Below are 13,434 nucleotides of genomic sequence, written 5' to 3'. Positions count from 1 at the left end.
CGTTAACATAATAATTAAATATATTTATGGTGAAAGTAGAGTACATTTCTTATTTCAAGAAATGTACTCTATTTATTTTTCTTTTATAGATTTTCTACATAGTTCTTTAGCATATCTATAAACACTAGCGTTCCTTTTGAGGGGATTATACCTTTTTGCATTACATATGAAAATGGACGAGTGTAAGTTTGTTTGGTTTTTAAGGTGGAAATTTCATTATTTTTTAAGGAATTCTCAATTACAAGTGAAGAAATAAAAGTTATTCCTAAATTGTTTTTAACAGCTTCTTTTACAGAATAATTACTTCCAAAAACAATGATATTTTTAGCGTTAATATTATTATTTGATAAGAAAAGATTCAAATATTGACGAGTACCAGATCCTATCTCCCTACTAATCCAAGTCTGATTTTGCAGATCCTCGGCTGAAAAATAGTTATTAACTAAGTAGTGATTGTACGGAACAGCAACTTCCATCTTGTCAGTATAAAATTTTTCGATCGTAAAGTGGGAAGGAGGAACAGTACCTTCAACTAGAGCAATGTCAACTTGAAGATTCTTGACTTTTTCACATATGTTATGTGTGTTTTCAATTGTCACTTCTAATTCTAATTCAGGATAGGCCTTTGCAAATTTTCCTAAAAAGGCTGGTAGTAAGTATTCTCCTATAGTAAAACTGGCCCCTATATGCAGCTGACCTTTTACAACATCCCCATAACCTAACAGATCATTTTTAGTATCATTTAGTAGCTTAATCATTTGTTTTGAACGCTCATAGAGTAAATACCCAGATTGAGTTATGTTTATATTTTTCTGTTTTATAGAACGTTGAATTAAAGTTGTATTAAAATACTCCTCGAGATGCTTAATATGTAAACTTACACTAGGTTGGGATAGATTAATAGATTCAGCAGCTTTAGTGAAGTTTTTATATTCAACAACTGCTATAAAAGTTTTTAATTCATCAAGCATGGAATCATCCTTTCTTAATCATTAATATTCTTAATCATTATTATAGAATATATATATTTTACTTATGATTATACACCTAATATACTAAAAATAGAAAAAGAAGTACTTCATATTCAGATAAATATTTTAGAAGGTGATATGAATGAGTTTAAATATAATTAGAGATAAGAAATTATCAAGAGGAATGGATAAGGTTTTAGAAGTTTTACCAGGAGTTATAATATGTACAATAATCGCATTTATCGCAAAGTATTTAAGTAATTATGTACCTAGCATAGGGGCGGCATCTTTAGCAATCTTCATTGGGATGGCAGCAGGAAATACATTTTGCAATAGAAAAATATATCAAAAGGGATCAAAATTCGCAGAAAGTGAACTATTGTCATATTCTATAGTTCTGTTAGGCGGAACATTGGGAATTCAAACTATATTAAAATTAGGTTTTTCAGGAATATCATTTATAGTATTTCAAATGAGTATTACTATAGCACTTGTAATTTTAATTGGGAAAAAGCTTAAATTTTCAGAGAACTTTAGTTTTTTAATGGCAAGTGGAAATGCAGTTTGTGGATCTTCAGCTATAGCAGCTACTGCACCAGTAATAGGAGCAGGGGATAGTGAAAAAGGCATAGCAATAACTATAGTAAATGTTACAGGAACAGTATTGATGCTTGTTCTTCCATTTATAGCTAAAGTGATATTTTCATTAGAGACAATAAAAACCTCCGCTTTAATAGGAGGAATACTTCAATCTGTAGGACAAGTTGTTGGTAGTGCAAGTCTAGTAAATGAACAAGTTAAGGATTTATCTACAATATTTAAAATAGTAAGAATAATATTTTTAGTTGTTGTTGTATTAATATTAGGAAAAATGAAAAATAAATCTGGTAGAGTAGAAAGCGGAAAATTAAATTCAAAAATAAAAATACCTTGGTATGTATTGGCCTTTTTCCTTATGTGCTTAGCATTTACTGCTGGAGTTTTTCCAATGAATATTTCTAATATATTTAAATTAATAAGTAGCAACTTTGAAGTAATTGCTCTTGCTGGAATAGGGATGAGAGTGAATTTTAGACAACTTATAAGAATAGGAAAGAAAGCTGCACTTTATGCCTTAGCAATTGCCTTAATCCAAATAGTTTCAGCAATTTCACTTATCACAGTATTTTTGTAAAATGCTATTCTTTAATATAGAGTTGAAATATAGTATTATAAAAATTATAGGTGGGATTGCCCACCTGTGATACCCAATATAAGAACATTGTTTATCAGTTTTTGGCTAATTCATAAATTAATACTTCATATTAATGCTTATCTGTCTCAACTATTCTGTTCATATCTTCAAATAATATCTTTTCATCTATTGGACCTATTATCGTCTTCACCCTTGCAGAAGCTACAGCACCTCTAAAACTTCCTATTGAATAAGTTTTTATTCTACTATAATATTGATTCCCTGCTTCTATAGCTCTTTCCTTCAATTCAGGATCATTAGGAGCTTTACTTAATTCTAAAAGAAGTTTATAGTAAATCTTTTTATAAGGATTAGATTCCCACATCGTAAAAACTACTTGAAATATAACAACTGAAATAGTTGCAATACATGCTATTAATACCTGTATTCCCATATATATTCTCCATCCTATAAATACGTAATAATTAAATATTGTTTATTAGATTACAGTTTTTAATAACACTTATTATAACATAATTTGCAAAATATAACGCATATTGTACATATAATGGATCTCTATTTTTTAAATCCTTTATTTTAATACATGAATGTTTTTCGTTACTTTGGGCCATTTAGTATAATTTTGCTTATATATTTTATTGCAGCAACATTAAACAAATTCGCCCATTTCTTTAAATCGCTATGGATAATATTAATATGCTCAAAATAAATTTCTTGATTTTTAACACGATTCAAGCGCTTATTCTATAGTATATAATATAGTGTAGTTGAAATATTATTTCTCCTTATTAAATAAATTTCACGACAAACTTAGAATGATTTATTAATTTTAATAAATCATTCTTATTTTAATTCCTAAAGCATATGGTTTGAGAGATTAAAATACAATAATTACAAAACAAATGCTATTTTATAATTATTCATAATATAGATAACTCAACTAAGACTTGAACTTATGCATATAACTCGCCGAAATGAATCACATCCATCAAAATTACCAATGAAACATTCCACAAAAGTATATTACCCATTTCTAGTTAGGATATATTTCACAGTATAAATCTAACTTGTAATTGGCTTATCTATATAGATAAACAACTTAGGGATTTAACCTATCATTATAAATACGTTTACAAAGTTTATAAAAATTTAAGTTTATATCTTCACTAGAAATCATAAATATATTTGTGGAGAAAACATTTGAAAATGAGCTGTTAAAGGCTCTTAGCTGTAGGTTGTTCCATTTTAGCTTGTCACACTAAAAGTGGGAGCATGCTAAAGTGGATACAACCTGCCGCTTAGAACTTTCAGCGATATTTTCATAGTTTTTCGGAATCAAAATATTTATGATTTCGGTAAGTTACTACATAAATTTTGGGTATCTATAATTAACCTATTGTTTTTTAGGATGAAACTTAATTGAACTTGTTTTTATCGGTAAATAATGCTTATTAGAAGCAATAGGAAATTCAGAATCTTTATAAAGAGTTTCCTGTATAAGATGAAATTGATTTTCTGGCGAAATTGGATACGTTTTAGCAGCAAAGTTTCCAGAAGTTGAGTACTTTATTTCAACTAATATATCACTAGATATTTCGTAAATATCTCTTTCTAGAAATTCTAAAATCATATCCTCATTGTTTAAATCAAGATTAAATTTTGAAATAGTTTCAATTGGCAATAAAGTAAACGTATAAGCTATAGCTTGACCTTCAGATTTATACCATCTATCTATTAATACTACAGCAGCAGTTTTCTTTACAAGAATTTGATTAAAATAGTCAGTAGATGGCTCTATTCTTAATTGAATTTTAACTTCATCAATGACATCATTTATGCACTTGTATACGGGGTGTCCCATTGTTTCTAAACCAAGATCTTTTTTAGGCTTAGATTTTACTATAAAATTTCCCTTACCTCTTATATTATTTACTAATCCATCATCTTGTAGTAGTGCAAGTGCCTGTCTTAGCGTAGTTCTACTAACACCAATTAATTTAGATAGTTCAGGTTCAGAGGGTAATCTACTTCCTTCTGGAAAAGTACCTTCATTTATCATTTTAAAAAGTTGATTATATACACTTACATATCTTAATTCTTTTGGCTTTTCAACTATATCAAATTCATCATTCATAAAAATATCACCTTTCTACAGATATAACCCTGTCTAGACAAGTATACATATTGAATTACAAATTTTCAACTGAAATATTTGTTTTATACTTAATTATAACGTTAATTAAACAATATTGGCAATCAAATTATTATGGTTATTTTGTGCACAGCCTGTCCTTCTAAAAGCTTGTACCAACAGGCTTTTGGTATAGTTTTTAAATTGAATGAATTTTCGGAATTTATCATGAATAAAATGCTTGACATGAAATAACAGACATGCTATTCTTTGAGTACAAACAATAATACAACTTAATAGACAAGTATTAAGGATGTCCAACATTTTTTAACGTAATGTTGAAACCGTATTCTGAAAGCGAATCGTGAAATAAATGGAGGTATTATAATGAATTATTCACAAGGTTCTGGGAAACAATATCATATAGATGTGAGAGAAGGAGATGTAGGTAAATACGTAATATTACCAGGGGATCCAAAGAGATGTAAAAAGATTGCTGCATACTTTGATGATCCGAAATTAATTGCTGATAATAGAGAGTATGTTACTTACACTGGATTTTTAGATGGTGTAAAAGTAAGTGTTACTTCAACAGGAATTGGTGGACCATCAGCTGCTATAGCATTAGAAGAACTAGTAAATTGCGGAGCAGATACTTTCGTAAGAGTTGGTACATGTGGCGGAATGGATATAAATGTTAAAGGTGGAGATGTAGTTATTGCTACTGGTGCAATTAGAGCAGAAGGTACTAGTAAAGAATATGCGCCAATTGAATTTCCAGCTATTGCAAACTTCGATGTTGCAAGTCTACTTGTGCAAGCATCTAAAGATTTAAATAAAAATTATCATGTTGGAGTAGTTCAATGTAAAGATTCATTTTATGGTCAACATTCTCCAGAAACTAAACCAGTAAGTTATGACCTTTTAAATAAGTGGGATGCATGGATGAAATGCGGATGTCTTGCTTCTGAAATGGAATCAGCAGCTTTATTTGTAGTAGGAAGCTATTTAAAAGTAAGAGTAGGTTCAGTGTTTTTAGTTGTTGCAAATCAAGAACGTGAAAAGGCAGGACTTGAAAATCTACAAGTACATGATACAGAAACAGCTATAGAAGTTGCAATTGAAGGAATTAGAAAATTAATAAAAGCTGACAAAGAGAGAGAAACTAAATAAGAAAGTGTTTGATCTTTTGGAAAGGAATATAAAATGAAAGAGTATGAAGATATTTTAGAAAGAGCTTTTAGAGCTATGGAAAATGCATATTCTCCTTATTCAAAGTATAAGGTTGGTTCTTGTGTTGTTACTAAAGATAATAAATACTTTATAGGAGCAAACATTGAAAATGCATCTTATGGTTTAACAAATTGTGCAGAGAGAAATGCAATCTTTCAAGCATATTCAAATGGATATCGTAAAGAGGATGTAAAAGCAATTGCCATTGTAAGTGATGGAAATACGCTAGCAACTCCTTGTGGTGCATGCAGGCAAGTTTTAGTTGAATTATTAGAAAAACATACTCCAATAGTTTTATCTAATAAAAAGACTGAAAAAATTACTGATATCGAAGAATTATTACCAATGTCCTTTACAGAGGAAGATCTAAAATAATAAAATTTTAATTTGGGAATAAGTATTAAATATAAAATGAAATATAAACTTATATTAGTTTTGAAAGGATGGAGTTATGAAGAAATATAATAGAATTTTCACAATAGTAATAGATTCACTTGGAATTGGAGAAATGAGTGATTCAAAAGAGTATGGTGATGTTGGTGTAGATACACTTGGGCATATATCAGAGTCGGTAGATGAATTTAAGATTCCAAACTTACAAAAGTTAGGGCTAGCTAATTTACATCCAATCAAACATGTTGAAGCAGTTGAAAAACCTTTAGCTCATTTTATGAAGATGAGAGAAGCAAGTGTTGGAAAAGATACAATGACTGGCCACTGGGAAATGATGGGGCTAAAAATAGAAACACCATTCCAAACATTTACTGATACAGGTTTTCCACAAGAGCTATTAGATGAACTTGAAAAAAGAACAGGTCATAAAATAGTTGGAAATAAAAGTGCTAGTGGAACAGAAATATTAGATGAACTTGGTGAACATCAAATAAAAACAGGAGATATGATCGTTTATACTTCAGCTGATTCTGTTTTACAAATATGTGGTCATGAAGAAACTTTTGGGTTAGATGAACTTTATCGTTGCTGTGAAATTGCAAGAGAATTAACTCTTAAAGATGAATGGAAAGTTGGAAGAGTTATTGCAAGACCATATTTAGGAATGAAAAAAGGTGAATTCAAACGTACAAGTAATAGACATGATTATGCTTTAAAACCATATGGAGCTACTGCATTGAATGCATTAAAAGATAATGGATTTGCTTCAATATCAGTTGGAAAAATAAACGATATATTTGATGGTGAAGGTATAACAGAATCAAATAAATCAAAAAGTTCTGTTCATGGAATGGAACAAACTTTAGAAATAATGGATAAAGAATTTAAAGGATCGTGCTTTGTTAACTTAGTAGACTTTGATGCTTTATGGGGACACAGAAGAAATCCAGTTGGTTATGCTGAAGAATTAGAAAAGTTTGATGTTAATTTAGGAAAAGTATTAGATAAATTAAAAGAAGATGATTTATTAATCATTACAGCAGACCATGGTAATGATCCAACTTATAAAGGATCAGATCATACACGTGAACATGTTCCTTTCTTAGCTTATTCTCCATCTATGACTGAAAGTGGTTTAATGGAAACAAGCGATAGTTTTGCAGCAATTGGTGCTACAATAGCAGAAAACTTTGGAGTAAAGATGCCTGAGAATACAATTGGTGAATCAGTACTAAGCAAGTTAGTATAGTATTACAGGAAGGATATTTAACTAATGATGAGTACAGTTAATACGCTAAAGGAAAAATCACTTAAAGTTCTTCTTATAAATATTTTAATAGCGTTAGTTGGAGTTTCCCTTGTTGGATTTGGAATTGCATTTAATTCAGCTGCAATGCTTGGAAATGATGCAGTTGCAATTCTATATGATGGAGTTCGCAGTGCAAGTGGTCTTCCACAAAGCGAACTTGGAATGACAACAAATGTGGTAAATTACGCAATAATAATATTATCGTTATTAATTAACAGAAAGTATATAAATATAGGAACATTTATATATACTATTCCAATGGGAACCTTCGTTGGGATAGGTTCAAAGTTTTATGAATATATGAATTTGCCTAATGTTTTAGAGTGGAGAATATTAAGTTCTGTATGTGGATCCTTAATGCTGTTTACAGGATTAGGAATCTTTATAGCAATAAATATTGGATTAGATCCTTTTACAAGTTTAGCTATGATATTAAAAGACAAAATGAAATCTCAATATAGAACAGCAAAGATAATTTGTGATGTTACATCGCTTATAATTGGTTTTATACTAGGAGGAAAAGCAGGGGCTGTAACGGTTATTGCAGCCCTAATAGGAGGGCCTTGTATACAATTTGCATCAGAGCTATTTAAAAAGTCAGTTCTAATGAAGATTAAAATAGGTGAAAAGAACATTTTACAATATTAAAAACAAGATTTTGGAGGACAGAAATATGACAAATGTACCAACTCCCCATAATGGGGCAAAGCTAGGAGAAATAGCAAAAACAGTATTAATGCCAGGAGACCCTTTAAGAGCTAAATTTATTGCAGAAAATTTTCTTGAAGATGTTACTCAATTTAATACAGTAAGAAATATGCTTGGATATACTGGAACTTATAAAGGAAAACGTGTCTCAGTTATGGGAGGCGGCATGGGAATGCCATCTATAGGTATTTATAGCTATGAATTATTTAATTTCTATGGTGTAGATAATATTATTAGAATTGGAACAGCAGGAAGTATATCTGAGAAATTGCACTTACGTGATGTTGTAATCGGTTTAGGTGCATCTACTAATTCTAATTACGCACACCAATATAGTCTGCCAGGAACTTTTGCTCCTATTGCAAGTTTTGATTTAGTTAGCAGTGCAGTTGAAGCAGCAAAAGAAAACAATATAAATGTTGTTGTAGGAAATATACTATCTTCTGATACTTTTTATAGTGCTGATAAAACAGCAACAGAAAAGTGGAAGAGTATGGGAGTCCTAGCAATAGAAATGGAAGCAGCTGCACTTTATATGAATGCTGCAGAAGCAGGAAAGAATGCGTTATGTTTACTTACAATTTCAGACTCAGTATTAACAGGAGAATCACTTTCAGCAGAAGATAGACAATTAAGTTTTACAGAAATGATGAAAATTGCTCTTGAAATAGCAAAATAATAAAGTTTATAGGAGGAAATATCATGAAAAAAGTAATTGCATTATTAATGACAACAATGATTATGGGAACTATGGCTGGTTGCGGATCAAGTGGAAACAAGACAACTGATAAAGGAACTACAGGTGATAATAAGGAATTTAAAGTTGCAATGGTAACTGATACAGGTGGTGTAAATGACCAATCTTTCAATCAATCTTCATGGGAAGGATTGCAAAATTTTGAAAAGAATAATGCTGGAGGTAAAGTAAGCTATCTTGAATCCAAGCAAGAATCAGATTATGCTACAAATCTAGATAAAGCTGTTGATGCTGGTAATAAAGTAGTTTGGGGTATTGGTTTTGCAATGTCAGATGCAATAACAAAGGCAGCAAAAGCAAATCCAGATGTTAGTTATGCTATAGTTGATAATTCATATGGAGATGATACTCCAGCTAATGTTACAGGAGTTATGTTTAATGCACAAGAACCTTCATTTATGGTAGGCTATGCAGCTGCTAAAACAACAAAAACAGGTAAAGTTGGATTTGTTGGAGGAATAAAAAGTGGAATTATAGATCAATTCCAATATGGATACCAAGCTGGTGTTCAATATGCATCAAAAGAATTAGGTAAAGATATTACTGTAGATGTTCAATATGCTGAAAGTTTCTCTGATGCATCAAAAGGTAAAGCAATTGCAAACAAGATGTTCTCATCAGGATGCGATATCGTATTCCATGCAGCAGGTGGAGTTGGTGTAGGTGTAATTGAAGCAGCTAAAGAAGCAAATAAATTTGCAATAGGTGTTGACCGTGATCAAGCATATTTAGCTCCTGATAATGTATTAACATCAGCATTAAAACTTGCAAGTGTTGCAGTTGAAAATGTTTCTAAAGAAGCTATGACTGGAAATAAAATTGGTGGTAAAACTTATACTTATGGATTAAAAGAAAATGCTGTAGGAATTCCGACTGAAAACAAAAATATGGATCCAGCAGTATATAAAGCAACTATGGAAGTTCAAGACAAGATTAAAGCTGGTACAATAGTTCCACCTTACAATGAACAAACTTACAATGACTTTTTAAAAAAATAATAATTTAAACTTAAAGTAGATAATAACTATTAAGACAGTAGTGGAGGTAGGCTTTGCTGGTAACTTAACGGTTTGCCGGCAAAGCCTTATATAATAGAGGAGGATTAGGTATGGAAATTAGCAAACAATATGCAGTACAAATGCGTGGGATTACAAAAACGTTTGGCTCGTTCTGTGCTTTAGATAATATCAACCTTGATATTAAAAAAGGTACAATTCATGCACTACTAGGAGAAAATGGTGCAGGCAAAAGTACCCTTATGAATATCCTTTATGGATTGTATCAAGCTGATCAAGGTGAAATATATCTTAATGGTGAAAAGATAAATATTAAAAACCCTAATATAGCGATTGAAAATGGAATAGGAATGGTTCATCAACACTTTATGTTAGTTGAAAATTTTACAGTAACACAAAATATAGTGTTAGGTAGTGAAATTACAAAAAAATGTGGAATACTAGATATGAAAAAAGCCCGAGAAGAAATATTAAACATTGTTAAAAAGTATGGATTAGATGTAGATCCAGACGCAAAAATTGAAGATATTTCAGTAGGTATGCAACAGCGTATTGAAATATTAAAAGCTTTATATCGTGGAGCTGATTTATTAATATTGGACGAGCCGACAGCGGTTCTTACTCCACAAGAAATTCAAGATTTAATAGGCATCATGCATAACCTTATTGCTGATGGAAAAACAATAATTATAATTACACACAAATTAAAAGAAATAAAGGAGTCTTCTGATGTTTGTACAATAATACGTAGAGGAAAATATATAGATACAGTAAATGTTAAGGAAGTAACAAGAGAAGATCTTGCAACAATGATGGTTGGTCATGCAGTCAAGTTAATCGTTGACAAAGAAACTGCAAAACCAGATGAGGTTGTTTTTGAAATAGATAATTTAACTGTAAAAGATGAAAGAAAGTTAGATGCAGTTAAAGATTTATCACTTAAAGTACGTAAAGGTGAAATCGTTGGTATTGCAGGAATTGACGGCAATGGACAAAAAGAATTAATTGAAGCTATAACTTGTCTTGCTAAATCCGAAAAAGGTACCATTAAAATAAATGGAGTAGAGATACAAAATACTACAGTGGAAAACGTTATCAAAAATAAAGTTTCAACAATACATGAAGACAGGCAAAAACGTGGGCTTGTACTAGACTTTAGTGTTGCTGAAAATATGGTAATAGAAAAATATAAAAGTGAACCATATTGTAAGAATGGATTATTGGTTAAAGATAAAATTATGGCTCATACTAAGGAGCTTATAAATCAGTATGATATAAGGCCTGATAACTGTGAATCATCACCTATCAGAGGGCTATCAGGAGGAAATCAGCAAAAAGTTATAATTGCAAGAGAAGTATATAATGATCCGGACTTATTAATTGCAGTGCAGCCAACTCGTGGACTTGATGTAGGAGCAATTGAATATGTTCATAAAACATTAATAAGAGAAAGAGATAAAGGAAAAGCTGTTCTTTTAATTTCATTAGAACTTGATGAAGTTATGAATGTTTCAGATACTATAGCTGTAATTTCGGAAGGAACTATTGTAGGTGCTTTTAAACAAGGTGAAGTTGATGAAAATACAATAGGCTTGCTAATGGCGGGAGGTAAACATAGTGAAGATAGTAGTAAAAATTCTTAAAAAACCAGTTACTTCAACATTCATTGCAATATTCTGTGGATTTATTGTTGCATCAATAGTACTAGGTGTTGCTGGTTATAATCCTATAGATGCTTTTAGTGCACTTTTTGGAGGGATTTTTTCAAAACCTAAATATATATCTAATACAATTATTAAGGCTACGCCTATTATTTTAACTGGTTTAAGTGTTGCATTTGCTTTTAAAACAGGATTATTTAATATTGGAGCGGAAGGTCAATATATAGTAGGTACAATTGCATCAACAATAGTTGGAATCAAATTAAATTTGCCAGCAGTATTAGAAATTCCTTTAGTAATTTTAGCTGGTGTAGCTGCTGGAGCAGTGTTTGGTGGTATTGTGGGAATTCTTAAGGCGAAATTCGGAATACATGAAGTTATAACCAGCATAATGCTGAATTGGATTGCATTATATTTATCTAATTTCGTTGTATCAACAGATGTATTTCATCAACCAGATTCAACAAGTACTTATATGATTAATGAATCTGGATTTACTACTATACTTGGCAATTGGAAGACATCTGATGCTGGAATGGAATTCCTTTCTCATCACAAATGGTTATCAGAAGTTTTGTTAAAAACAGATGTTAATATTGGAATTATTGTTGCTATTATAATGGCTGTAGTTATATCAGTTTTATTATATAAATCAGCAAAGGGTTATGAATTACGTGCAGTTGGATTAAATAAAGATGCAGCAGAATTTGCTGGAATAAATGTTAATCGTAATATAGTTCAATCAATGGTAATTGCAGGTGCATTATCAGGTCTTGCTGGAGCATTAGCTATCACAGGCACAGCACCTCATAAGCTATCAACTATGGCTGCTTTTGAAAATAACGGATTTAATGGATTATCAGTTGCATTAATTGCAGGAAGTTCACCTATTGGATGTATATTTGGAGGATTGTTATATGGTGGATTACTATATGGAGGTCAATCTGTACAATCTGCTATAGGTGCACCATCAGAAATAATAAATATAATGATAGGTACTATTGTATTTTTCGTAGCATTAACTAAGATTGTACCTGCTTTAGCTGACAGACTTTTAAAGAGAGGTGAAAAGAATGTTAAATAGTATTGCACTATTAATAGGTATTACACTAATGTATTCAGCACCGTTAATATTTGGAGCATTAGGTGGAGTTGTTTCTGAGCGTTCTGGAGTTGTAAATATCGGAATTGAAGGTATGATGACTATAGGTGCATTTACTGGTGCGGCGGTAGGATATTATTCTGGAAATGCATGGCTTGGATTTTTAGCTGCAGGAATTGCAGGTGGAATAATGGCTTTATTACATGCAGTTGCATCTATAACATTCAATGCTGATCAGACAATATCAGGTATTGCTATAAATTTATTAGGTGCAGGTTTCTCGTTATTTACATGTAGGTTATTATTTGAAGGAGCTACTATGACTAAACCAGTAGCTACTAAATTACCTAAAGTATTTGGAGTAGATATTACAGTTTTTATAGCACTTATAATTACAGTAGTAATTTGGTTTATTTTATATAAAACTAAATGGGGATTACGTATTCGTGCAGTAGGAGAGCATCCAGCAGCTGCAGATACTCTTGGAATAAGTGTAACTGCAACTCGTTACGTGTGTGTTATGATTTCTGGAATACTTGCAGGGTTTGGCGGAGCATCTATGACGCTTGCAATAATAGCACAATTCACTCCAACAGCAATTAGCGGTCAAGGCTTTATTGCACTAGCAGCAGTTATTTTTGGTAAATGGACTCCGCATGGTGCATACGGAGCTTGCTTATTATTTGGATTTGCTCAAGCATTAACAGTAGTATTAGGTGGTGGAACCTTTGCTATTCCTTCGCAAATACTTGCAATGCTACCATACATTCTAACAATTGTAGTATTGATTCTTTTTGTTGGAAAATCAGTTGCACCAAAAGCTGATGGAGTTCCATACGAAAAAGGTACTCGTTAATGGAAAAAAGAAACATTTTTATTTCACAGGACTGCAAAAATTTCGCTGAAAGTTCTAAATTTCAGGTTGCACCACTAATGTTTGCTACAGATTTCCTAGGGA

13 protein-coding genes are annotated in these 13,434 nt (G+C 31.3%); 10 read left to right on the top strand and 3 right to left on the bottom strand.

All coding sequences use genetic code 11. The features are described 5' to 3' along the window. Positions 1-83 precede the first annotated feature (83 nt). Positions 84-971: a LysR substrate-binding domain-containing protein gene (locus KEC93_RS15980; RefSeq protein WP_077868510.1), complete on the bottom strand. Its 888-nt coding sequence runs from the start codon at positions 969-971 to the stop codon at positions 84-86. Positions 972-1,113: 142 nt separating this feature from the next. On the opposite strand from KEC93_RS15980, the gene KEC93_RS15975 reads away from it, so the two are divergent. Further along, complete coding sequence (locus KEC93_RS15975) at positions 1,114-2,145, top strand: YeiH family protein (protein WP_039773623.1); 1,032 nt, start codon at positions 1,114-1,116, stop codon at positions 2,143-2,145. 130 nt (positions 2,146-2,275) lie between these two features. Here KEC93_RS15975 and KEC93_RS15970 read toward each other — a convergent pair whose 3' ends face one another. Both KEC93_RS15970 and KEC93_RS15965 read right to left on the bottom strand, forming a co-directional pair. After that, complete coding sequence (locus tag KEC93_RS15970; RefSeq protein WP_077868512.1) at positions 2,276-2,599, bottom strand: hypothetical protein; 324 nt, start codon at positions 2,597-2,599, stop codon at positions 2,276-2,278. A gap of 960 nt (positions 2,600-3,559) precedes the next feature. Then, positions 3,560-4,300: a GntR family transcriptional regulator gene (locus KEC93_RS15965; protein ID WP_012059317.1), complete on the bottom strand. Its 741-nt coding sequence runs from the start codon at positions 4,298-4,300 to the stop codon at positions 3,560-3,562. A 384-nt stretch (positions 4,301-4,684) separates the two neighbouring features. Here KEC93_RS15965 and udp point away from each other — a divergent pair, with 384 nt between their 5' ends. The 9 genes from udp (at position 4,685) to KEC93_RS15920 (ending at position 13,332) form a co-directional block, all read left to right on the top strand. Next, positions 4,685-5,470 (top strand): uridine phosphorylase, encoded by a 786-nt coding sequence (gene udp / locus KEC93_RS15960; protein ID WP_012059316.1) that lies wholly within the window; start codon positions 4,685-4,687, stop codon positions 5,468-5,470. A gap of 33 nt (positions 5,471-5,503) precedes the next feature. Beyond that, on the top strand, positions 5,504-5,905 hold the full coding sequence (cdd, locus tag KEC93_RS15955) for a cytidine deaminase (RefSeq protein ID WP_077868513.1): 402 nt from the start codon (positions 5,504-5,506) through the stop codon (positions 5,903-5,905). A gap of 76 nt (positions 5,906-5,981) precedes the next feature. Continuing rightward, on the top strand, positions 5,982-7,172 hold the full coding sequence (locus KEC93_RS15950; RefSeq protein ID WP_077868515.1) for a phosphopentomutase: 1,191 nt from the start codon (positions 5,982-5,984) through the stop codon (positions 7,170-7,172). A gap of 24 nt (positions 7,173-7,196) precedes the next feature. Next, on the top strand, positions 7,197-7,880 hold the full coding sequence (locus KEC93_RS15945) for a YczE/YyaS/YitT family protein (RefSeq protein ID WP_023974979.1): 684 nt from the start codon (positions 7,197-7,199) through the stop codon (positions 7,878-7,880). A gap of 25 nt (positions 7,881-7,905) precedes the next feature. Continuing rightward, on the top strand, positions 7,906-8,619 hold the full coding sequence (deoD, locus tag KEC93_RS15940; protein ID WP_077868516.1) for a purine-nucleoside phosphorylase: 714 nt from the start codon (positions 7,906-7,908) through the stop codon (positions 8,617-8,619). 23 nt (positions 8,620-8,642) lie between these two features. Beyond that, a complete protein-coding gene (locus KEC93_RS15935; protein ID WP_023974978.1) occupies positions 8,643-9,695 on the top strand; it encodes a BMP family ABC transporter substrate-binding protein in 1,053 nt (350 codons plus the stop codon). A 110-nt stretch (positions 9,696-9,805) separates the two neighbouring features. Next, the gene (locus KEC93_RS15930) at positions 9,806-11,356 is read left to right on the top strand and encodes an ABC transporter ATP-binding protein (RefSeq protein WP_077868518.1); all 1,551 of its coding nucleotides are present in this window, start codon (positions 9,806-9,808) and stop codon (positions 11,354-11,356) included. Then, positions 11,331-12,458, top strand: coding sequence for an ABC transporter permease (locus KEC93_RS15925; protein WP_012059309.1), 1,128 nt, complete (start codon positions 11,331-11,333; stop codon positions 12,456-12,458). The genes KEC93_RS15930 and KEC93_RS15925 overlap by 26 nt, the downstream gene beginning before the upstream one ends. Beyond that, positions 12,448-13,332 carry an ABC transporter permease gene (locus KEC93_RS15920; RefSeq protein ID WP_077868519.1) on the top strand — a complete coding sequence of 295 codons (885 nt, stop codon included), beginning with the start codon at positions 12,448-12,450 and terminating at the stop codon, positions 13,330-13,332. Before KEC93_RS15925 ends, KEC93_RS15920 begins: the two co-directional genes overlap by 11 nt. The last annotated feature ends 102 nt before the right edge of the window (positions 13,333-13,434 follow it).

The organism is Clostridium beijerinckii (genome assembly GCF_018223745.1).
Taxonomy (GTDB): Bacteria; Bacillota; Clostridia; order Clostridiales; family Clostridiaceae; genus Clostridium; species Clostridium beijerinckii.
This window is presented reverse-complemented; position numbering and strand designations above follow the sequence as displayed.